Below are 21996 nucleotides of genomic sequence, written 5' to 3'. Positions count from 1 at the left end.
CCATCGGGCGCATTGGCTTTTCTGGCGGCCTTGATGCTCTGCGCGCGCGGAACGCTGATGGAATTGGTCGGCCTGATCGTCAGGCGAACGCCCCCGGTGCAGGCGCCCGCCTGAAATCGCGAATCAGGCCGTCTGGATATAGTCCCGCAGCGCGGCCGCTTCCGATTCGATCCGGTCGATCCGATATTTGACGAGATCGCCGATCGACACGATTCCCACCAGCGATCCGTCGACCAGCACCGGCAAATGGCGAATGCGCCGCTTGGTCATCAACGACAGGCCGTGGATGATCGGCGTATCCATATCGATCGTGATGGCCGGCGCCGTCATTATCTCCCCCACCGTGCGCTCCAGCGCGGATGGGCCATGCTGCGCCACATGATAAAGGAGATCGCGTTCGGAAAAGATGCCGACCACCTTTCCTTCGTCAACCACCGGAACGCAGCCGATCCGGCGCTCGGCGATCAGCTTCACCGCGGCAAGAACGCTCTCTCCCGACTGCACCTGAACGACATCGCGTCCCTTATATTGCAGAATCGCAGCGACCGTCATGACCCCTCCTCCTTTTCAATAGATTGTGCGTCACATCTTGATGATCCCACTTTCACTCCCCAAAGAAAAGGGATGAGACGCAAGGAAGCTCTGGATGATCCGCATATAGCGGCCACGGCATGGTCCCGGTTTCGCCGGGTCATGGCGTGGATGGCCCTGGGCGGCGCGCTTTGCGTGGTCCTGGCGCTCGCCTTTCTCACCATATGGACCGGTCCCATGCCGGTCCATATGGTGATAGCCACGATTATCGGCGTATGGTTGACCTTCATGCTGGGCACGGGCCTTATGGCGCTGGTCTTCCTGTCCAGCGGGACGGGGCATGACGAACAGGTGATGGACCGGATGAAGGACGAATTTCCCCTTGATGACTGATCCCGAACGCGAAGTAGTGCTGCGGGTCGTTCCGCACATCATCGACATCAACAGCAACGGCCATATCTTCGGCGGATGGGTGCTCAGTCAGATGGATATTGCGGGCGGCATCGTCGCGGGGCGAATCGCGCAGGGGCCAGTGGCGACCGTGGCGATCGAAAGCATGAAGTTCATCTCCCCCATCCTGCTGGGCGATATAGTGTCGCTCTATGCTTATGAGGAACGGCGGGGCCGCACGTCCATCGGCATCCGCATCGATGTGGCGGCGACACGCGGCAAGGACCAGCGCAAGGTCGATCTTACCAGCGGACTCTTCACTTTCGTGGCGCTGGATGAGCATCATCGCCCGCGCCCCTTGCCGACAGGTTAGACGCCAGCACTTCTTCTATTCGCGAACCCGATATTCCAGTGAAGCGGCCCCGTTGGCGGGAATAACGGCTTTCCATAACCATCGCCCGTCGCGCCGGGCAAGTCGACGCGATGGAGAAACCAGTCTGGCCCCTTCAGCATCGGCGATCTCGATTTCCGCCGTCGCGGGGGAAGAAGCCGCATTGGCCAGGGTCAGGCGCATCCCCTTGCCCCACCTCTCCTGCACAATGGTCTGTTGCGTGGTTTCTCCCGCTTCGACACGGATCGTTTCGCCTTTGGCATAGTCGCGCATCTGCGAATCCGCCAGCAGCAGCGATTCATCGCCGCGCGGCGCGAAAATGGCGATGCCGCCCGACGGCAAAGGCACGCCCGCCCCCCGATCTTCCCTGTTGTCGAACCGTATCATGCGGTGGAGGGGGCGTGGCTGCGGGCTTTCGTCCGAGGCCAGCAGCTGCGCGGCATAATAGGATTCAAAAGCGATGCTATCCCTGTGCAGCAGCGCGACCTGCTTTTGCGCGTTGGGATTGATGTCGACAGCCATCGGCACGCGATAAAGTTTGAGGTCGCCCAGCTCTTCCTGCCGGGCGACACGCTGCGACGTTACGACGATATCCTCCGCCATCCGCGCAGCCATCATGGCCGGGGCGGCCATCGGAGGCGGGGCAGGTTGCGGCGCGCCGCCCATCCAGCCGGGGGCAGCAGCATAGCCTTCAAAGCGCCAGCATCGCAGCATCAGCCGGGGAGACGGCGCGTCTTCCACTAGCGCATCATAATCCGACGTCCGGTTCAGGCGCCCGGCCACGGCAAGCAGGCTGGCCTGCGGAAAAGCCGTCTGGTTGCCATTGGCCACGGTCAGCCATGCGAACAGGTCCATCGACCGTCCATCGGGCCTGATCCGCGCCACATAGTTCGCCGCCCAGTCGAAGCCGGTGGCAAGGTATGTCAGCGTCACCTCCGTCTCGGCCGCAGCCGGACTGTTGGTCGTTACCGACAATGTAGGACGAATCGACAAATCGGGCGGCAGCGAATCATAGGTGACGGTTTCCGGCAGGCCGGAGCAGCGCAGCCCCTCCACGCCCTGCTGCGTTTCCAGCACCAGCGCTTCACTGGAGGCGGACCGGATGATGGCGTCCTGCTCCGTCACCTTGCCCGTCGCCGGATCGGTGCGGCGCAGGTGGACGGTGCGCCCCAGCGTGCCGTCGACCAACGCCGCGGGCGAAAGCAGTTTCGCGTCACGGTTTTTCTGGACGACACCGCCCGGTAGCCCCGTGACGACGGCACTGACCGCGATCATCCCATCAGCCACGCCTTCGAACCGGATCGTCGATTCGCCTGCCGGAAGCGTGATTCGCCTTTTCTCGCTTATAAGAGCGAAGCCTTCCGGAAATCGGGGATCGATTGCGCCTTCGCCGCGATCGGGATTGCGATAGACGGTCACCGATGCCGATTCGGCCAGGGTCGATGTCACAACGGTATGCGCTCCGACCGATGCCGGAAACAGGGCAAGCAACGGAAAGAGCCAGCGCCGCACGAAGCTGGTCAATAGCGGGTTTCGAAGACAGCCGTAACGGTCGCCGTCCCATTGGCGGGAACCGTCACCGTCCAGCGCGCCGCATTGCTGTTGACCCGGCGAGACGGCTGGCTTTCATTGACGATCCGGGTGTCATCATAAATGAAATCGAGGCCGGACTGGGTGAGTTCGACCGTGACCGGATCGGCCTTGGCATTGGTCAGGTCATAGCGCATGTGCGACCGCCATTTGGCCGGCGACAAACGCTCGCGCTGTTCCACCACCGGCTTCACCTTCACATCAAAGGCACCGCCGGTGGACAGCGCGAGTTCGCTCCCCATCGGCGTATGGTCCACGCTGTTTTCACCAATGAATTGCGGCGCGCCCGATGCATCCTTCATGTAAAAGCGGACCGTCCCCGCAGGCAGCGCATCGCCCAGCCCGCCGGTGCGCGAGGTGGAAAAGGTGACGACGCTGCGCGCGCTCTGCGGTTCGTCGGAACTGCTCAGCCATGCATTGTCATAGGCATAGCCCGCCTCGGCTGGAACGGCCTGCACATCCAGAAAGCTGACCTGCTTGGTCTGCCGCTCCGCAATCGTCGTGCGGGCGGCCAGCGGATAGAGATAGAAATCACCCAGCTGCTCGCGCGCGGCCGTTTCGGTTCCGGCGGCGCGGATATTGGTCCGGCGCACGGGCGTATAGCGCGCCGACCCACCCTGATTGACGCTGCCCGCCACCAGCAGCGTCCGGGCATTGTCATAGGCCGTACCCGAATTATTAGTAAGCGTGATCCAGCCCTGCACGTCGATCCGGCCTGCCTTGGCATCGAACAGCGCGACATAATCCGCACTCCAGCCCAGACCAGGGGTCAGATAGCGGATCGCGGCCGGACGCGTTCCGGCCCGCGCGCTGTCCACCGTCACGGAAAGGGTCGGACGCGCCCGCAGATTGGCGGGAACACGGTCGAAAATGACGCGCACCGGCAAACCATCGTCGCGCAGCACCTCTATCCGGCTCCCGATCTGGAGCACCGTGCCGCCATTGACACCCAGCACCTTGGCCTGTTCCCGCACCTCTGCGCCGGTCGCGGGATTGGTGCGGACAATGGTGACGGTCTTGCCCACCGCCTTTTCCATCAGCTTGGCCGGGGACAGCAGATCGAAATCGAAATTCTGCTCGACGATCGAGGCGCCGTCCGCCGCAAAGGAGAGGGTTTCTGGGCGAATCTGCGCGGACACGTCGGGAAACTCGATCTTGCTGACGCCCGATGGAATGGCGATCTGCCGCACGTCCTGAATAAGCGCGAGATTATCGTTATAGATGGTGACGGATACATCGCCCTGCGCCGAAGCACCCGTCGGATCGGAAGAGGAAGGCTGCGCGAAGGCGGCGACAGGCAAAGCGAACAACAAGGTGGAAAACAGACGAACGGTGTGCATCAGGATCGGCTCCCTCCCCGGCGGCTGATCCGTTCTGCCTCATTACGGCCGATATGCAAAGCGCACAAAAAAAGGGGATGACCGGAAATCCGCCATCCCCTTTTCTTTTGGTTTCGATGGTCGCGATCGAAGCGCGAGGCGGCGATTACTCCGCCGCCTGGGTCGCCGCACGAGGGCGACGGGTGCGCTTGCGGGGCGCTTCGTCTTCCGGTGCCTCGCTATCATTGTCGGCCCGCGCGATCGACGGGGGCAGCACAGCAATATCCAGCCCCTCGGCCTTTTCCTCCGCCGCCTTGGCTGCATCCGCCTTGCGTGGACGACCCCGGCGGGGGCGTGGCGCTTCGGTTTCAGGCTGAGGTTCCGGCGCGGTCACGCCGGCCGGCGAAACATCCTGCGCGGGCAGCGGCTGCTCGGGCGTTTCGGCAGCGGCCGGACGTTCCCGGACGTTCCGGTCACGCCGCTCACGTCCTTCACGGTCGTCGCGCCGTTCATCCCGGCCATCCCGGCGGCGGTGATGGGGCTGGTCAGCGCGCTCATTCGGCTGCTCGACATGCGCGCCTTCGCCCTCGTCGCCCGCATCGACATCTTCGCCATCATCGTCGAAATTCTCATCATAGCGGCGGAAGCGCTGTTGCTGCTCTTCCTGCCGGGCGCGATTGTCGGCGAGGACGCGGAAATAATGATCGGCGAACTGAAGATAATATTCAGCGTTCACCCGATCGCCCGCCATCTGGGCATCACGCGCCATATTCTTATATTTTTCAAGAAGTTGTGCCGCGTTTCCCCGCGCGCGACTGTCGATCCGGTTCCCGTTGTCGCCGCCGCCCCGGTTGCCATTGTTGGGACGCCCGTTGTTCCGGCCGCGATTGCGGCGACCGGCCTGCCTGTTGTTGATCAAGACCTGGTCCTTGCGTTCACTATGATAAAATTTACTGAAGACACTGTTCAGTCGCCATTCCCCAGCTCGGCCCGCTTATCAGGCCGTATAGCTCCGCCGGACAGAGATCCGCATGGACCCTTGCCCTTAGCTGCCAGAGGCATCGGCATGCCGCGCCATCGTGACTTTAAGAAGCGGGAAGACGGCCATTTCCATCAGCGGCCTAGCGGCCAAACCCTTAAGACAGAGCCGTCCCTCAGGTCCATGTAGTGTCTTTGATCCCATAAACCAAGTGATTTTCGCTTGCGTCCCCGCAATTCCTGCCATCAACGGAGAACCGGCTTGCGAACCACAAGGCACCGATCATGTCCGGCAAGATCGCGCCGAACCTCGACAAGCAATCCCGCGGCGGAAAAGAGCGCTGAAACGCTCTCCCGCTGGTCATATCCGATCTCAATCGCCGCCATGCCGTGGGGCCTCAGCAAATGAGGCAGTTGAGGGGCGATGCGGCGATAGTCGTCCAATCCCTCAGCCCCGGCGAACAATGCGCCTTCCGGCTCGTGCAACACATCGTCCGACAAGGCTACGCTCCTGGCTATATAGGGCGGATTGACGAGGATGAGGTCGAATGTTTCCCGAACGCCTTCCGCCCAATCGCCGATGCGGAAGGCCGCTCGCCCGGACAGACCGAGGCGAGCGGCATTCTCTTTCGCCACGGCCAGCGCGCCGGACGATATGTCGATGCCCAGACCGCGCGCCATCGGCCATTGATCCAGCGCGGCGAGCAACAAGGCGCCCGACCCCGTGCCTAGGTCGAGCACATCGGCAGGCGCATAGTTCCCAAAATGCTCAATCGCCGCCTCGATCAGCGTTTCGCTGTCGGGCCGCGGGATCAGAACGTCCGGCGTCACCCGCAGGCTGATGGTCCAGAAGTCGCGAACGCCCGTGATATAAGCAACCGGCTCCCCGGCGAGGCGGCGTTCGATCAGCCGGTCAAACGCAGCGGGAACGGCAAGGTCGCGCTGACGCAGGAGCAGATCGCCCCGCGTCAGGCCCAACGCATGTGCGAGCAGCAGCTCCACGTCGAGACGGGGCGTGTCGCTCCGCGCGCCGAGCAAAGCCGCCGCAGCGCGGAGCTTTTCGGCGATCGGCGCCACGATCAGCCCACACCATCCAGCTGGGCAAGGCGCGCGGCTTCATCCTCCGCCACCAGCGCGTCGATGACTTCGGACAGGCCCGGCCCTTCCAATATCTCCGGCAGGCGGTGGAGGGTCAGGTTGATGCGGTGGTCGGTGACGCGGCCCTGCGGGAAATTATAGGTGCGGATGCGTTCGGAACGATCGCCCGATCCGACCATCGCCTTGCGCGCGCCGGCCTGTTCGCTCTGGGCGCGGTCGCGCTCCAGTTCGTAAAGACGGGCGCGCAACACCTGCATCGCCTTCGCCTTGTTCTTGTGCTGGGATCGCTCATCCTGCTGCGTCACGACAAGGCCGCTCGGCAAATGGGTGATGCGGACGGCGGAATCGGTCGTATTGACATGCTGACCGCCAGCGCCCGAAGCACGGTAGATGTCGATCTTGAGGTCGCCGTCGGCGATCTGGACGTCCACCTCCTCCGGCTCGGGGAGGACCGCGACGGTCGCGGCGGAGGTATGGATGCGGCCCCCGCTTTCGGTAACAGGCACGCGCTGGACGCGATGGACGCCGCTTTCGAACTTCAGCTTGGCAAAGACGCCGATGCCGGTGATGCTGGCGACGACTTCCTTGAAGCCGCCAACTTCCGCGGCATTGGCGGACATCATCTCCATCTTCCAGCCCTGCGAATCGGCATAGCGCTGATACATGCGGAACAGGTCGCCCGCGAACAGCGCTGCCTCATCGCCGCCGGTGCCGGCGCGGATTTCCAGCATGGCCGGGCGCGCGTCGGCCGAATCGCGGGGCAGAAGTTGCAGCGCGAGGGCACGCTCGGCGGCGGGCAACTGCGCCTTGATATGCTGCATCTCTTCCTGCGCCATTTCACGCATGGCGGGGTCGACCTCCGCCCCCTCGCCGCCCGCCATCTGCTCCAGCGCGAGGAGTTCCTGCCGCAACCGCCGCACTTCATGCGCGGCCCTCGCTACCGGCTCGATCTCGGCATATTCCTTGGAGAGCCGCACAAACTCGTCAGGAGGCAGGTCGGCGCGCGTCATCGACGCTTGCACTTCGTCCCTGCGCGCTTCGATCTGCGCGATGCGTTCGGCGGAGATGTGCATCAGAGCGCCGTCAGCTTGCCCACGAGCGTATCCAGCGCCACCGCCTGCTGTTCACCTGTGCCCAGATTGCGGACGGATGCTTCGCCGCGCGCCAGTTCATCGTCGCCCAGGATCACCGCCCAGGCCGCCCCACTCGCATTGGCGCGCTGCATCCGCTTCTTCATATTGCCACGATAACCCATATCGCAGGCGACGCCGGCGCGGCGCAAGTCGGCGATGATGCCTGTCGCCTTGGCTTCCGCCGCCTCACCCATCGGGATGACGGCCACGTCGATGCGGGCGATCTCCGGCAGCTCGACCAGCATCGCGAGCCGCTCGATCCCTGCCGCCCAGCCGACCGCCGGCGTGGCGGGACCGCCCAGATTTTCGATCAACCCGTCATAGCGCCCGCCACCCAGCACCGTGCCCTGCGCGCCCAGCCTATCGGTGATGAACTCGAACGCGGTGTGCCGGTAATAATCCAGCCCGCGCACCAGCCGGGGATTGCGTTCCCACGCCACGCCCGCCGCGTCGAGGCCGCTCGTCACTTTCTCGAAGAAGCCGCGCGCTTCGTCGGTGAGATAAGCATCAATGTCCGGCGCGCTGTCCGCCACGGGGCGATCGCGCGGGTCCTTGCTGTCGAGGATACGCAGCGGATTGCGATGGAGGCGGTCGAGGCTGTCCTCCGAAAGCTGTTCGCGGTGCGCCTCGAAATGCGCGATCAGCGCGGCGCGCCAAGCCTCGCGGCTGTCCGCATCGCCCAGCGTATTGAGAGTGAGCGTCACGCCTTCGGATACGCCCAGTTCCCGCAGCAACTGATCGGCGAAGACCAGCAGCTCCACGTCCGCGCCCGGCTCCCCCGCGCCGATGATTTCGGCATCGAGTTGGTGAAATTGGCGGAACCGGCCCTTTTGCGGGCGTTCGTAACGGAACAATGGGCCGTGCGTCGCGACCTTCAGCGGCGCATATTGCTGCCAGCCTTCGGTAATATAGGCGCGCGAGATACCCGCCGTGAATTCCGGGCGCAGAGTGATGCTGTCGCCGCCCCGGTCCTCGAACGTATACATTTCCTTTGACACCACGTCCGTGCTCTCGCCCAGCGAGCGGGCGAACACCACCGTTGCTTCGAACACAGGGACTTCCACGCGCTCAAAGCCATAGAGCCGGCGCACCCGATCAAAGGTCGCGACCACATGCGCGAAACGCTCCTGGAACGCTTCGGGGGTGCCGCCCAGCATGTCCTGCGTGCCGCGCACCGGGCGCGGCGTTTCTATTTTCGCCATGGCACGGGCCCTTAACCGCAAACAAGCTGCAAGGAAACGCGCTTTTTTATCGCATAATGTCGTCAGGCCGTTGCAGGGTGGACGAGGCCGCTTCGCGCCGCCATGCTGACGCCATCAGGCCGACCGGCCAGTCCTTTTCGGAGACGTCCATGATCCGCAGCCTTGCTGCCGCCCTTTGCCTTTCCACCGCCGCCGCCAGTCCGCTCCAGGCGCAGGAAGCGATCCGTTCCAAACCAATGGCCCTGCCCGTCAACGACGCCACGCCCGCGCCGAAGGATGTGCCCTATCCCGGTGGCACGATCCGGCTGGAGGTGGACGCGACCGATACGGTGCAGCGCATTTTCCGCGTCAAGGAAACGATTCCCGTCGCGGCCAGCGGTCCGATGACCCTGCTGATGCCGCAATGGTTGCCGGGCAATCACGCGCCGCGCGGGCAGATCGAAAAACTCACTGGCCTTACCTTCACCGCCAATGGCAGGCCGCTGGCGTGGAAGCGCGATCCGCTGGATGTCTACGCCTTTCAGATCGACGTGCCGCCGGGCGCGAAAGAGGTCGCCGCCCAGTTCCAGTTCCTGTCCGCCACCGCCCCCAATCAGGGCCGCGTCGTGGTGACGCCCAAGATGCTCAACATCCAGTGGGAAGCGGTGTCGCTTTATCCCGCCGGTTATTTCACCCGCCAGATCCCGGTGCAGGCAACCGTCGCCTATCCCGCCGGATGGCAGGCCGCGACCGCTCTGCGCGGACGGCGGAGCGGCAACAGCGTCGCCTATGACGTGATCGACTATGAAGCCTTGCAGGATTCGCCGGTTTTTGCGGGAAGCCATTTTAAGGCCGTGGACCTTGGTAGCGATGTGACGCTGAACATCGTCGCCGACGATGCGGACGAACTGGACTATAAGCCGGAGCAGATCGCCAAGCACAAGAAGCTGGTGGCAGAAGCCAAGGCGCTGTTCGGCAGCATGCATTTCGATCATTATGATTTCCTGCTCGCCATCACCGACGAGATGGGCGGCATTGGCCTCGAACATCACCGCTCATCGGAGAATCAGGTCGAGCCGGGCTATTTCAAGAATTGGGATTCGGGCGAGGCGCTGCTGGACCGCAACCTGTTACCGCACGAATTCACCCATAGCTGGGACGGCAAGTTCCGCCGCCCGGACCTGCTGTGGACGCCCGATTTCCGTACCCCGATGCAGGACAATCTGCTGTGGGTCTATGAAGGGCAGACGCAGTTCTGGGGCTATGTGCTGGGCGCGCGGTCGGGCCTGTTCTCCAAGCAGGAGACGCTGGATGCTTATGCCCAGATCGCGGCGAAACTCGACACGGCAAAGGGCCGAGAATGGCGGCCGATGGAGGACACGACGCTCGACCCCGTCATTTCCGCGCGCCGTCCGAAAGGCTGGGCGAGCTGGCAGCGGTCCGAGGACTATTATAATGAAGGCCTGATGATCTGGCTGGAAGCCGATGCGATCCTCCGCCAGCAGACGAAGGGCAAGAAAGGTCTGGATGATTTCGCCCGAGCCTTCTTCGGCATCAATCCGGGCGATTGGGGACAGGTCGTCTATAATCGGGGCGATGTCATCAAAACGCTGAACGATGTCGCGCCCTATGACTGGGCGGGCTTCTTCCAGAAACATGTGGATGGCACGACGCGGGAAACGCCCAAGGGCGGCTTTACGCTGGGTGGCTATCGCCTTGCCTATGGCGACACGCCGGGCAGCATCACCAAGGCCGTCGAGAGCGCACAGAAGGTCGTGGACCAGAGCTTCGGCCTCGGCCTCACAGTCAAGAACAGCGGGGAAATCGCGTCCGTGGTCTGGGACAGCACCGCTTTCAAGGCTGGCCTTGCGGTCGGTTCCACCATTGTTGCGGTGAACGGCAATGAATATTCAGCCGATGTCTTCAAGATGGCGATCAAGAACGCTACCGACGCCAGAACGCCGATCCAGATCATCGTCAAGCAGGACAAATATTACCGCACTTTGTCTCTCGCATATTCAGGAGGCCTGCGCTATCCGCGCCTCGAAAAGACAGGAGAGGGTGAAGGCAGCCTCGACCGGCTGCTCAAACCGAAAACATAATCACCCGCAAACCCACGCGAAACAAAGGCCACATCATGAATATCGAACTGATCCCGGTCGGCGACGATCCGCCCAACAGCCTGAACGTCATCATCGAGGTTCCGGTCGGCGGCGAGCCCGTCAAATATGAGTTCGACAAGGCATCGGGCGCATTGTTCGTGGATCGTATCCTGCATACGCCGATGCGCTATCCCGCCAATTACGGCTTCGTGCCGCACACGCTGTCGCCCGACGGCGATCCGCTCGACGCGCTGGTCATCGCGCGCTCGCCCTTCATTCCGGGCAGCGTCGTGCGCGCGCGGCCCATCGCGGTGCTCAATCTGGAAGACGAAGCCGGCGGCGATGAAAAGCTGGTTTGCGTGCCGGACGACAAGACCTTTCCCTATTATACCGATGTAGGTGAGAAAGACGACCTGCCCGGCATCGTGATGCAGCAGATCGAACATTTCTTCACCCACTATAAGGATCTGGAAAAGGAAAAGTGGGTGCGGATCGGCACATGGGGCGGGGCAGAAGATGCCCGCCGCATCATCCTTGAAGCGATCGAACGCTATCGGGACAGCAAGAAGGCCTGAACCTTCTGCCACTATGTCTCGCAATAAGGGCCGCGGCGGCATGTCTCCGCGGCCCTTATTCATGCCTTAAATCAACCGGTCCGCTTCCAGGGCCAGGGCCGGCGTATCGCCGCCCGCCGGCGTCCGCGCATGGAGCCGCGCGTCGGCCTGCGCCAGCCGTTCAACGCCAATGGCCAGCTGCTCTTCCGGCAAGGCGAAGGGCAGGCGCAGGAATCGTTCGAATGCGCCGCTGACGCCGAAACGCGGGCCGGGCGCGATCCGCACGCCATGGCTTTCAGCCAGCGCCGCGAGCGCCGTGGCTTCGGCGCGGGGCATTTCCGCCCACAAGGACAGGCCGCCCGCAGGCGATTCGATCCGCCAGTGCGGCAGATGCCGTTCCAGCAGCGCCAGCAGATGATCGCGCCGGTCCCGCAGCAGCGCCGCGCGCGATCCCAGTCCTTCTCCCGCATCCAGCAGATGCGCGACTGCAAGCTGCTCTACGACCGGGCTGGCCATATCCATCGTCGTACGCAGCCGCCCCAGCGCCGCGATGGTCTGCGGATCGGCGCGAATCCAGCCGACGCGCAGCCCGCCCCAATAAAGCTTGCTTGCCGAACCTAAAGTAATGACCTGCCGCCCCGAAGGATCGTGCACCGCGACCGGCGCGGGCGGGGTAAAGTCCAGACCCATCGCCACCATCGTCTCGTCGATGATGAGCGGGGTATGCGTGGCGGTCGCGACTTCCACCAGCGACCGGCGCGTCACCGGGTCCATGCTGCGGCCGGTAGGATTGTGGAAATCCGCGATCACATAGGCAAAGCGCGGCGCCGTCTGGCGGAAGGCCGCTTCCATCGCGTCAATGTCCCATCCCTGCATGGGGAGGCCCACCGGCACAGGCACGACATGCGCGCGTTGCAACGCCTGGATCACATTATGATAGGTCGGGTGATCGATCACCACCCGGTCGCCCGGTCCGGCCAGCCACTGTATGAGCAGGGAGAAGCCTTGCTGCGCGCCATTGGTGACGATGATCTGGTCCGGGCTGGTGGGACAGCCACGCCGCTCAAAATCTGCCGCTATGGCGCGCCGCAACGGCGGCAAGCCCAAGGGATCATAACCCAGGTCGCCCAGAAAGGCGGGCAACATCTCAACCGCCGCCTGAATGGCGCGGCCCACACCGGGCGCGGCAGGAAGGGCCGCATGCGTCCAGTTGAGCAGATTGCTTCCGTTCGCTGCATCAATATCCGGCAGAACGGGCGCGATTCGACCGGCGGGCAGGCGGGTCACGCTGCCCGATCCCTGACGGCTTTCCAGATAGCCTTCATCCCGTAACCGGTCGAACGCGGCAGCGATCGTCGTGCGGCTCAACCCCAGCGCAGCCGCAAGTTCGCGTTCTCCCGGCAAGCGGACGTCCAGACCGACGCGGCCATCCAGCACCAGCATCCGCAAAGCCTGCGCCAATTGGCGGTAGGCTGGTTCCGGACTGTTTTCAGCGCGCCATGCGCCCAAAAGGCGGAGCAGGGAAGGTGGCCTGAGAAAAGATGTGGACATGGCAAACGGATCCAATTTTGCATGATGACCGCGCCATTATCGAACAATGGCCATTTTGTAAAAGGCCATTGGCAGGGATTTAAGACTGTAATTGGAAAATCACGGGCGAAACGGGCCCACTGGGATGTTTCCTTCCGGCAGTCGAGGGGAGATCGACCATCCGGGCATGGCCTAACCAGCGATCAGGCGTATGAACGCGCTCGATACCCAACCGCTTTCGCAGGGGCCGTCATAGGGTTGCTTGCGGTCCACGGGAGAGGAAACGCCGCAATCCTCCGGACCGGCGGCATTCTCCGCCGTCTGCGCTGGAACGGCCGGGGGAATGACCACGCCCAGCCATTTCTGGTCGAGGCTGCGGGTGCAGATGAACGCCCGGCTGCCTTCCGCCATTCGCCCGGTTTCCTGCGCTTCGTCAAAGGGCGCGGCGCGCACCGCCAGTCCCCTTGCGCCTGCCCGGACCACCTGCCCCAACCCGCCGCAGGCGTCGAGGCGTGAGCCGTCCTCCCCAATGGTGACAGGCCTTGTCAGGTGGGATTCCAGACGGGTTTCCGGCACGCTGTCCCGCGGCGCGCCCGCTATCGAGCTGTTGGGCAATTCCTCCAGCACGTCGCTGCTGTCGGAACAGGCGGAAAGAAGAAGAAACAGGGAAATCAGGCTTCGCATCATCCCGTGATAGACCGTGCCATCGCCAAGCGGAAGAAGGCATGTTTCGCTTTAGTTTCGCGGCCCGACTCCCTATATGCTCGTGTATGAGCGAGGAAACCCAGAACAGCCCCAACAGCAACAGTTACGGCGCCGACAGTATCAAGGTCCTCAAAGGGCTGGATGCGGTGCGGAAACGCCCCGGCATGTACATCGGCGACACCGATGACGGGTCCGGCCTGCATCACATGGTGTTCGAGGTCAGCGACAATGCGATCGACGAAGCGCTCGCCGGGCATTGCGACCGAATCCTCATCACGTTGAACCCCGAAGGGTCGATCAGCGTCGAGGATAATGGGCGCGGCATTCCGACCGGCATCCACAAGGAAGAGGGCGTGTCGGCCGCCGAGGTCATCATGACCCAGCTTCATGCCGGCGGAAAGTTCGAGAATACATCCGACGATAACGCCTATAAGGTATCGGGCGGCTTACACGGCGTCGGCGTGTCGGTGGTGAATGCGCTCAGCGAATATCTGGACCTCAATATCTGGCGGGACGGCCAAGAGCATTATATGCGCTTCGCCTATGGCGACGCAGTCGCTCCGCTCAAGGTGATCGGCGCTGCGCCCGAAGGCAAGAAGGGAACGCGCGTCACCTTCCTCCCTTCGATCGAGAAGGTTCCCGGAGACGGCGGCACGTTCAAGAACCACACGGAATTCGATTTCGAGAAGCTGGAGCATCGCTATCGCGAACTGGCGTTCCTCAATTCGGGCGTGCGCCTGTTCCTGATCGACGCGCGGCATGAGGAGAAGAAGGAAGTCGAGCTGTTCTATGAAGGCGGCATCGCGGCCTTCGTCAAATATCTGGACCGCAACAAGACCGCGCTGATGCCCGATCCCATCGCCATTGCAGGCACCCGCGACGATGTGACCATCGACGTCGCGCTGGAGTGGAACGATAGCTATTATGAAAATGTCCTGTGTTTCACGAACAACATCCCGCAGCGTGACGGCGGCACCCATCTGGCGGCGTTCCGCGCGGCGCTGACCCGGACGCTCAATAATTATGCGGACAAGTCGGGGATGCTGAAGAAGGAGAAGGTCTCCCTCACCGGCGAGGATATGCGCGAAGGCTTGACCGCGATCGTTTCGGTGAAACTGCCCGACCCCAAATTCTCGTCCCAGACCAAGGACAAGCTAGTCTCATCCGAAGTGCGCCAGCCGCTCGAAAGCCTGATGGCCGACAAGATGGCGGAATGGCTGGAGGAAAATCCCGCGCATGGGCGCATGATCGTGCAGAAGGTGATTGACGCCGCCGCCGCCCGCGAGGCCGCGAAGAAGGCGCGCGAGCTGACGCGACGCAAGGGCGTGATGGACATCGCCTCCCTGCCCGGCAAGCTCGCCGATTGTCAGGAGCGCGATCCGGCCAAGTCCGAACTGTTCCTGGTCGAAGGCGATTCGGCGGGGGGGTCGGCCAAGCAAGGCCGCAACCGGCACAATCAGGCGATCCTGCCGCTCAAGGGCAAGATCCTGAACGTGGAACGCGCCCGTTTCGACCGGATGCTGTCGTCCAAGGAGATCGGCACGCTGATCCAGGCGATGGGCACGGGCATCCGCGACGACTTTAACCTGGAAAAGCTGCGTTATCACAAGATCGTCATCATGACGGACGCCGACGTCGACGGCGCGCATATCCGCACGCTGCTGCTGACCTTCTTCTATCGCCAGATGCCGCAGATCATCGAGGCGGGCCATCTCTTTATCGCTCAGCCGCCGCTCTACAAGGCGACGCGGGGGCGGTCCGAAGTCTATCTCAAGGACGAAGCCGCGTTGGAGCAGTATCTGGTCGACAATGGCGTCGAGCATATGGCGCTCGACACCAGCGGCGGCACCCGCACGGGCGAGGATCTGCGTTCGCTGATCGAACATGCGCGGCGAATGCGGGCAGTGATGCGCTATGTGCCGCGCCGCTACAATCCCGCGATCATCGAGGCGCTGAGCCTCAATGGCGCGCTCGATCCCGAACTGTCCAACGCCGAACAGGCCGCGCGGCTGGCCAGCAGCGTCGCGTGGATGGGCGCGCAGGACGAGGAAGGCAAATGGAGCGGTCGAATCGCGGAGGAGGGCGGCTTCCACTTCGAACGGCTGTGGCGCGGCGTCACCGATCATCATGTCATCGAACATGGCTTCATCGGATCGGCCGAGGCGCGCAGGCTGCACGCCATCGCGGCGGAGGAAGCGGGCAGCTATCTGACGCCCAGCCGTCTGGTAACGGCCAAGGCCGCGCTGGCCGCGGAAGAGGCGGGCGAGGATGACCTGCCCGCCGCGACCAAGGGTTCGAGCATCGTCACGCGGCCGAGCGAGCTGCTTGACGCAATTCTGGCCGCCGGGCGCAAGGGGCTGGCGATCCAGCGCTACAAGGGGCTGGGCGAGATGAATGCCGAGCAGCTTTGGGAAACAACGCTGGACCCAGACAACCGCTCCATGCTGCGGGTGGAAGTCGAACAGGCGGACGTGGCCGATGAGATTTTCACCCGGCTGATGGGCGATGTAGTCGAACCACGGCGTGAGTTCATTCAGGACAATGCGCTGAACGTCGCCAATCTGGACGTCTGATCCCGTGCGCGATGCGGATCGGCCTCGCTGCGTCTGGGTGGGGACGAACCCGCTATACCGCGCCTATCATGACGCCGAATGGGGTGTGCCGGAGCGGGATTCGCGGATGCTCTGGGAAACGCTGATGCTGGAGGGATTCCAGGCGGGCCTCTCCTGGATCACCATCCTGCGGAAGCGGGAGGGGTTCCGCGCTGCCTTCGCCCAGTTCGACCCGGACAAGGTGGCGGCCTTCGATGCGGCGGATATAGAGCGGCTGATGGCGGACCCCGGCATCGTGCGGGCGCGGGCGAAGATCGAGGCGACGATTCGGGGCGCGCAAATCTTCTGCGAGATGCGAGACCGGGGCGAAGCTTTTTCCGACTATATCTGGTCCTTCGTCGGCGGCGCGTCGATCAGAGGCGATGGCGTCACCGTCCACGCCCAGACGCCTTTGTCGGCGGAGATTTCCAAAGACCTCAAGAAGCGCGGCTTCAAGTTTGTCGGGCCGACCATCGTCTATGCGTGGATGCAGGCGGTGGGGCTGGTGAACGACCATGCCGCGCATTGCTTCCGGCGGGACGCGGCGTGAGGGGCGCGCTGCCCTTGATGCTGGCGCTGGCGCTCGCGGGATGCGGGGGGAAGGGCGAGAGTCCGGCCGCGAATAACAGCGCGGGTGCGGTGGTGGCGCCGATTGTCGATGGCGGTGAAACCCAGAATGAAATGGCGAAGGGAAAGGGTTTGGAAAATCCTGTTCCAACTGTTCCAACTGTTCCACGTGAAACGCCGCCGGTCCCTGTGTTGGAAACAAAAGCCCCGGAAAGGGCGGAATATCGTGCCATCGGGACGGAGCCTTTCTGGGCGGTGACGGTGCGCGGGTCGGTGGCCACGCTGCAACGGCCGGACAAGGTGCCGATACGCTTTGCCGTGGAGCGGGAGGATGACCGGCGCACCCTTCGCTATCTGGGCGAAAGCTTCACCATGACGGTCAGCCAGGGGCCGTGCAGCGACGGGATGAGCGACGCCATCTGGTCCGACCGGGTGCAGATCGCGTTCGGGGAGGGCACTCTAAAAGGGTGCGGCGGGGAACGGGATGACGATCCGGAGGCTGAAGGCCTGTAGACCGTCCCAAGGCGGCATTTGCCTTACCTTCGCGCGGTGGAAGGCTTTGCCATCCAAAGATGGTCAGGCGCGGTGGAAGGGCTATGTTCCGCGCTATCCTGCGGGCGGCACATACCCCCTCATCCAGCTATGGCCAGGCAGCAAGCTGCCAAGCCTGAGCAACCTCGGCCCGCGTCACGCGCCTTTAAACCGCCCTCAAGGGACGGGGGATTAACGTTACGCCCCGATCTACCCAAAACCCTGGCCACGCCGCTTTCCACCGTCACATTGCAGGGCTTGCGCCTTCGCATATATGGTCCGTGCCGCGGGGATAGGGGTGGCCGCAGGCGCGGCAGGCTATGTGGGCGCCGGGCTTCAACCCATGGCCCACCGCCACACGGTCGTCGAAGACATAGCAGTCGCCCCGCCAGCGGCTTTCGGGTTCCGGCACATCTTCCAGATAGCGCAATATGCCGCCGCGCAGGTGATACACCTCTTCAAAGCCGCGCGATTTGACGAGCGCGGTCGATTTTTCGCAGCGTATGCCGCCCGTGCAGAACATCGCGATCTTTGGCTGACGCCCTTCATCCCGCAGCTTTTGCGCGAAATCGTCGAACCAGGCGGGGAAGTCGCGGAAGGAGCGGGTGCCGGGGTCGACGGCGCGCTCGAACGTGCCGCAGGCGACTTCATAAGCATTGCGGGTGTCGATGACGACCGTGTCGGGATCGGCGATCAGCGCATTCCATGCGGCAGGGTCCAGATAATCGCCAGCCTTGTTCGCCGGGTCGAGATCGCCCGCGCCCAGCGTCACGATCTCCGCCTTCACCTTGACTTTCATGCGGGCGAAAGGAGCCTCCGCCGCCGCCGCATATTTGACGTCGAGGCCGGCGCAGCCGGGCAGGGCGCGGATATGGGCGACCAGGGCTTCGATGGCCCGCGCGCTGCCCGCCACGGTGCCGTTGATCCCCTCCCGTGCGAGGATCAGCGTGCCGCAGGTACCCAATTCCGCGGCGCGGGCGCGCAGGTCCGCCGCCAATCCCTGCGGATCGGGGAAGGTCGCGAAGCGGTAAAGCGCGGCGATGATATAAGGCGCGGTTTCGTCCATGGCGCGCCTATAGGGGTTTCATCGCGCTCTTGAAAGCCGGGGCGGCAAGGGGCATAGCCGGTGCATGGTTCCCCTTTCGTTCGCAGGTCATGACTTTCTGGCATTGCCGGAGGCGGCGCTGTTCTGGCCCGCCCGCGGCGCGCTGCTGGTGGCCGACCTGCATTTCGAGAAGGCGAGCTGGTATGCGCGCTTCGGGCAGTTCCTGCCACCGCATGACAGCGCCGCGACGCTGGACCTGATCGAAGAGCTGGTGGCGCGGACCGGCGCGAAGGCGGTCTGGTCATTGGGGGACAGTTTCCACGATGCCGACGGCGCGACGCGGCTGGACAAACGGACGCGGGAACGTCTGACGGCGCTGACGACGCGGCTGGACTGGCTGTGGATCACCGGCAATCATGATGCGGACGTGACGCACATGCCCGGCGGACGCAGGCTGACCGAGGCGGAGGTGGACGGCGTCTGCCTGCGCCACGAAGCGGTCGCGGACGATAGCCGACCAGAGATTTCGGGCCATTTCCATCCCAAGCTGCGCGTGTCGCTGCGGGGCCGCCATGTGTCACGCCGCTGCTTCGTGGGCACCCAAAACAAGCTGATTCTTCCCGCGTTGGGCAGCCTGACCGGAGGGCTGGACGCCCATCATGGCGAAATAAGGCGCGCGTTGGGGCCGGGCGCGATCGCCATGGTGCCCCTTTCCGACCGATTGCTCCGCTTTCCGATAGGATAGGCGGACGTTACGGAAACAGGAATTTAACCACGTTGCGGTTAAGCAACATGTCATGCGAATCAACAGAGCGAACTGCCAGAAAGACCCGGAAAAGCAGGGCTCTATTGCTTTCGATAGACTGTGGCAGCATAATCGCGATCATCCCGACATGAACGAAATCATGCGGGACAGGAGAGGACCGACCATCATGAAACAATATGGCCTTTGGCTGTCATCCGCCGGCGTGGTCGCGCTGGTGGCCGCGATCCCCTTTGCCCACGCTCAGGACCAGACAGCGCCGCAGGCGGCGGTGGATCAGGATAGCGTCAACATCATCGTCACGGCGACGCGGCGCGCCAGCCCATTGTCGGACGTCCCCATCGCCGTATCGGCGGTGTCCGCGCAGGCGATGCAGAATAGCGGCGCGACCGATATCCGCGCGCTCAACCAGCTTGCGCCCTCCATGCTGATCTCCTCCACCGGATCGGAAGCCAATGCGTCCGCCCGTATTCGCGGCATCGGCACGGTGGGCGACAATCCGGGGCTGGAAAGCTCCGTCGCGGTGTTCATCGACGGCGTCTATCGCTCACGCACGGGCGCGGGCCTCACCGATCTGGGCGAGATCGAGCGCGTCGAAGTGCTGCGCGGGCCGCAGGGCACGCTGTTCGGCCGCAACGCATCGGCGGGCCTTATCAACATCATCAGCAAGGCGCCGGAGTTCACGCTGGGCGGCAAGGCCGAGGTGACTTACGGCAATTATGATTACTGGCGTCTGGCAGGCCGCATCACCGGGCCGGTGAGCGACAGCATCGCGCTGGCGCTGGATGGCGTCTGGTCGAAGCGGGACGGCTTCTACAAGCTGGTCGACGCGGCGGGGGACAAGGTGGGCGACACCAATGACCGCGACCGTTATTTCCTGCGCGGGCAGGCGCTGATCGAGCCGAACGACGCGCTTTCGATCCGGCTGATCGGCGATTACACCAACCGCGACGAAAGCTGCTGCGGCGCGGCATATGTCGAAACGCGCGAGCGGGTGCCGCTGGCTGGCGGTGGATATGGGACCAACGACTTCAACCGCATCGCCGCCATCATGCAGGGGCAGGGCGCGGTGTTCCACGACGATCCCTATGACCGCAGGCTGACGATCAACGAGGATCGCAACTATGTCAGCAAGCTCAAGGATTGGGGCGTTTCGGGCGAGATCAATTATGATTTCGGCGGCGCGAAGCTGACCAGCATCACCGCCTATCGCGATTACAAGTCCAAGGATTATGGCGATTACGATTATAGCGGCGCGGACCTGCTCTATCGCGATCCGGGCACGTTCCGCCAGTTCAAGACCTTCACGCAGGAATTGCGGTTGCAGGGGTCGGCCTTTGGCAATGCGCTGGACTGGCTGGTCGGCGGCTATTACGCCCATGAAAAGCTGACCTTGCAGGACAATATCCGCTTTGGCGCGGATTATGGCCGGTTTTCCGCCTGCCGCCTGATGGCGGGGGCCGGGCCGACCAGCAACCTGACGGAAGCGCAGCTCATGGCGTGCGGCGCGAACCCGCTCGCCACCTCCGCCCTGATCGGAGGCACGCAGGCGCAGCTCAATGCCGGGCTGACCAACGCCTTCATCAATGCGGGCATGGACCCCGGCGTGGCGGCGGCGCAGGCGGGCGCGATCTCCACCGGTCTCGGCAACGGGTTGAGCGCGCTGGCCGCCATCCCGGAAGGGACGGGCGACGTCGCCTCGCGCTATTATCAGAAGAGCGAGAATTGGGCGCTGTTCACCCATAATATCGTGCATATCACCCCGCAGCTCGATCTGACGCTGGGGCTGCGCTACACGCATGAAAGCAAGCGTTTCTCGGCGGATTTCAATAATAACAACGCGACCTGCGCGGCGTTGCAGGCATCGGGGCTGCCGGGCATCGCGACCAATCCGCAACTGGGCAGCGCGGCCGCGCTGGCGGGCGGCATATTGACGCTGGGGTGCCTGGGCAACGGGTCGACGGGCCTCAATGCGCTGGACCTGCATGACCGGATCAGCGACGGCGAGTTTTCCGGGACCGCCGTGCTGTCATGGAAGCCGCTCGACGCGCTGCTGCTCTATGGCAGCTATTCGCGCGGGTATAAGGCGGGCGGCTATAATCTGGACCGCTTCCAGCTTGGCTCGACGGGCCTCAATCCGGTTCCGGCGGTGTTTTCGCCGCGCAGCAATGCGGACGTGACGACGCTGCGCTTCGCCGCAGAGAAGGTCGACGCGTTCGAGGTGGGCCTCAAATACAGCCAGCCCAAATGGAGCGCGAACATCGCCGCCTTCCGGCAGGAGTTCAGGAATTTCCAGCTCAACACCTTCAACGGGACCAGCTTCATCGTCCAGAACATCAATGGCTGCGACGGCGACTTGAGCGCGGCGCGCACCTGCGACAAGGGCGACGTGTCGCCGGGCCTTGTCAGCCAGGGCGTGGAACTGGAATTGACGGCCAGCCCGGTGCGGAACGTCCGCATATCGGGCGGCATGACCTATGCCCGCGCCAAGTTCGCCAACCGTCTGGTCGGCAGCGGCGACGGTAGCGTGCCGCTCGATCCCGCGCTGTTCCTGCTGCCGGGATCGATCAACTCGCAGGCGCCCGAGCTGGTGACGACCGCCAGCGCGGCGTGGACGCCGCAGATCGGCTCCAATGGGCTGTCGGCGCTGTTCTATGTCGATGCGCGCATGACCGGCGACTTCAACACCGGGTCCGACCTGTTCCCGGAAAAGGAGCAGGACGGCTTTTCGGTCGTGAACGCCCGCATCGGTCTTCGCGGGCCGGAGCAGAAATGGGCGATCGAGTTCTGGGGCCAGAACATCTTCAACGCGAAATATACGCAGGTGGCCTTCAGCAGCCCGCTCCAGTCGAGCAGCCCGGCGACGTCGACCACCGGGCAGTTCGCATCGGGCGGGGTGATGGCGAACCAGCTTATCTCCGCCTATCTGGCGGAACCGCGCACCTATGGGATCACCCTGCGCGGGTCGTTCTGATCCAAAGCCCGTCGCACTATGGG

At 63.6% G+C, this 21996-nt stretch carries 20 protein-coding genes (1 of these 20 only partly in view); 10 read left to right on the top strand and 10 right to left on the bottom strand.

Annotated features, from left to right (window positions below; translation table 11 throughout):
• Positions 1-114: the final stretch of a lipopolysaccharide biosynthesis protein gene (locus tag LDB26_RS17920; protein ID WP_257539434.1), read on the top strand. Its footprint begins 1374 nt before the window's first position; only the last 114 of its 1488 coding nucleotides appear in the window; its start codon lies beyond the left edge, outside the window; its stop codon occupies positions 112-114.
• Between the two features lie 9 nt (positions 115-123).
• Here the strand turns inward: LDB26_RS17920 and LDB26_RS17915 are convergent, their stop codons facing one another.
• The gene (locus LDB26_RS17915; RefSeq protein WP_062062420.1) at positions 124-552 is read right to left on the bottom strand and encodes a CBS domain-containing protein; all 429 of its coding nucleotides are present in this window, start codon (positions 550-552) and stop codon (positions 124-126) included.
• Between the two features lie 72 nt (positions 553-624).
• Here LDB26_RS17915 and LDB26_RS17910 point away from each other — a divergent pair, with 72 nt between their 5' ends.
• Complete coding sequence (locus LDB26_RS17910) at positions 625-924, top strand: hypothetical protein (protein ID WP_062062417.1); 300 nt, start codon at positions 625-627, stop codon at positions 922-924.
• The gene (locus tag LDB26_RS17905; RefSeq protein ID WP_062062414.1) at positions 917-1294 is read left to right on the top strand and encodes an acyl-CoA thioesterase; all 378 of its coding nucleotides are present in this window, start codon (positions 917-919) and stop codon (positions 1292-1294) included. Before LDB26_RS17910 ends, LDB26_RS17905 begins: the two co-directional genes overlap by 8 nt.
• Before the next feature lie 15 nt (positions 1295-1309).
• On the opposite strand, the gene LDB26_RS17900 is transcribed toward LDB26_RS17905, so the two are convergent.
• The 6 genes from LDB26_RS17900 to hisS form a co-directional block, all read right to left on the bottom strand.
• Positions 1310-2836 (bottom strand): DUF4139 domain-containing protein, encoded by a 1527-nt coding sequence (locus LDB26_RS17900; protein ID WP_062062412.1) that lies wholly within the window; start codon positions 2834-2836, stop codon positions 1310-1312.
• On the bottom strand, positions 2833-4242 hold the full coding sequence (locus tag LDB26_RS17895; RefSeq protein WP_257539433.1) for a DUF4139 domain-containing protein: 1410 nt from the start codon (positions 4240-4242) through the stop codon (positions 2833-2835). Before LDB26_RS17895 ends, LDB26_RS17900 begins: the two co-directional genes overlap by 4 nt.
• 145 nt (positions 4243-4387) lie before the next feature.
• Positions 4388-5140: a DUF4167 domain-containing protein gene (locus LDB26_RS17890; RefSeq protein WP_062062406.1), complete on the bottom strand. Its 753-nt coding sequence runs from the start codon at positions 5138-5140 to the stop codon at positions 4388-4390.
• A gap of 305 nt (positions 5141-5445) precedes the next feature.
• Positions 5446-6267, bottom strand: coding sequence for a peptide chain release factor N(5)-glutamine methyltransferase (gene prmC, locus LDB26_RS17885; RefSeq protein ID WP_257542194.1), 822 nt, complete (start codon positions 6265-6267; stop codon positions 5446-5448).
• An 11-nt stretch (positions 6268-6278) separates the two neighbouring features.
• Complete coding sequence (gene prfA, locus LDB26_RS17880) at positions 6279-7370, bottom strand: peptide chain release factor 1 (RefSeq protein ID WP_373886133.1); 1092 nt, start codon at positions 7368-7370, stop codon at positions 6279-6281.
• Positions 7370-8632 (bottom strand): histidine--tRNA ligase, encoded by a 1263-nt coding sequence (gene hisS, locus LDB26_RS17875; RefSeq protein ID WP_257539432.1) that lies wholly within the window; start codon positions 8630-8632, stop codon positions 7370-7372. Before hisS ends, prfA begins: the two co-directional genes overlap by 1 nt.
• A 149-nt stretch (positions 8633-8781) precedes the next feature.
• On the opposite strand from hisS, the gene LDB26_RS17870 reads away from it, so the two are divergent.
• Entirely contained in the window at positions 8782-10713 is a 1932-nt protein-coding gene (locus LDB26_RS17870) for a M61 family metallopeptidase (RefSeq protein WP_062068379.1), read from the top strand.
• A 35-nt stretch (positions 10714-10748) separates the two neighbouring features.
• Complete coding sequence (gene ppa / locus LDB26_RS17865; RefSeq protein WP_062062397.1) at positions 10749-11288, top strand: inorganic diphosphatase; 540 nt, start codon at positions 10749-10751, stop codon at positions 11286-11288.
• A 66-nt stretch (positions 11289-11354) separates the two neighbouring features.
• On the opposite strand, the gene LDB26_RS17860 is transcribed toward ppa, so the two are convergent.
• Entirely contained in the window at positions 11355-12818 is a 1464-nt protein-coding gene (locus tag LDB26_RS17860) for a PLP-dependent aminotransferase family protein (protein ID WP_257539431.1), read from the bottom strand.
• 171 nt (positions 12819-12989) lie between these two features.
• Positions 12990-13481, bottom strand: coding sequence for a hypothetical protein (locus tag LDB26_RS17855; RefSeq protein WP_257542190.1), 492 nt, complete (start codon positions 13479-13481; stop codon positions 12990-12992).
• 86 nt (positions 13482-13567) lie between these two features.
• On the opposite strand from LDB26_RS17855, the gene gyrB reads away from it, so the two are divergent.
• The 3 genes from gyrB to LDB26_RS17840 are packed head-to-tail and all read left to right on the top strand — an operon-like array spanning position 13568 to position 17173.
• A complete protein-coding gene (gene gyrB / locus LDB26_RS17850; protein WP_257539430.1) occupies positions 13568-16075 on the top strand; it encodes a DNA topoisomerase (ATP-hydrolyzing) subunit B in 2508 nt (835 codons plus the stop codon).
• Between the two features lie 4 nt (positions 16076-16079).
• Positions 16080-16643: a DNA-3-methyladenine glycosylase I gene (locus tag LDB26_RS17845; protein WP_257539429.1), complete on the top strand. Its 564-nt coding sequence runs from the start codon at positions 16080-16082 to the stop codon at positions 16641-16643.
• Positions 16640-17173, top strand: a complete 534-nt coding sequence (locus LDB26_RS17840) for a COG3650 family protein (RefSeq protein WP_373886132.1) — start codon at positions 16640-16642, stop codon at positions 17171-17173. Before LDB26_RS17845 ends, LDB26_RS17840 begins: the two co-directional genes overlap by 4 nt.
• Before the next feature lie 262 nt (positions 17174-17435).
• On the opposite strand, the gene LDB26_RS17835 is transcribed toward LDB26_RS17840, so the two are convergent.
• The gene (locus LDB26_RS17835) at positions 17436-18257 is read right to left on the bottom strand and encodes a rhodanese-related sulfurtransferase (protein ID WP_257539428.1); all 822 of its coding nucleotides are present in this window, start codon (positions 18255-18257) and stop codon (positions 17436-17438) included.
• Between the two features lie 64 nt (positions 18258-18321).
• On the opposite strand from LDB26_RS17835, the gene pdeM reads away from it, so the two are divergent.
• Both pdeM and LDB26_RS17825 read left to right on the top strand, forming a co-directional pair.
• On the top strand, positions 18322-18981 hold the full coding sequence (gene pdeM / locus LDB26_RS17830; protein WP_257539427.1) for a ligase-associated DNA damage response endonuclease PdeM: 660 nt from the start codon (positions 18322-18324) through the stop codon (positions 18979-18981).
• 187 nt (positions 18982-19168) lie between these two features.
• Positions 19169-21973 carry a TonB-dependent receptor gene (locus LDB26_RS17825; RefSeq protein WP_257542186.1) on the top strand — a complete coding sequence of 935 codons (2805 nt, stop codon included), beginning with the start codon at positions 19169-19171 and terminating at the stop codon, positions 21971-21973.
• Positions 21974-21996: the final 23 nt, after the last annotated feature.

Source organism: Sphingobium sp. CFD-1 (assembly GCF_024611115.1).
Taxonomy (GTDB): domain Bacteria; phylum Pseudomonadota; class Alphaproteobacteria; order Sphingomonadales; family Sphingomonadaceae; genus Sphingobium; species Sphingobium baderi_A.
This window is presented reverse-complemented; position numbering and strand designations above follow the sequence as displayed.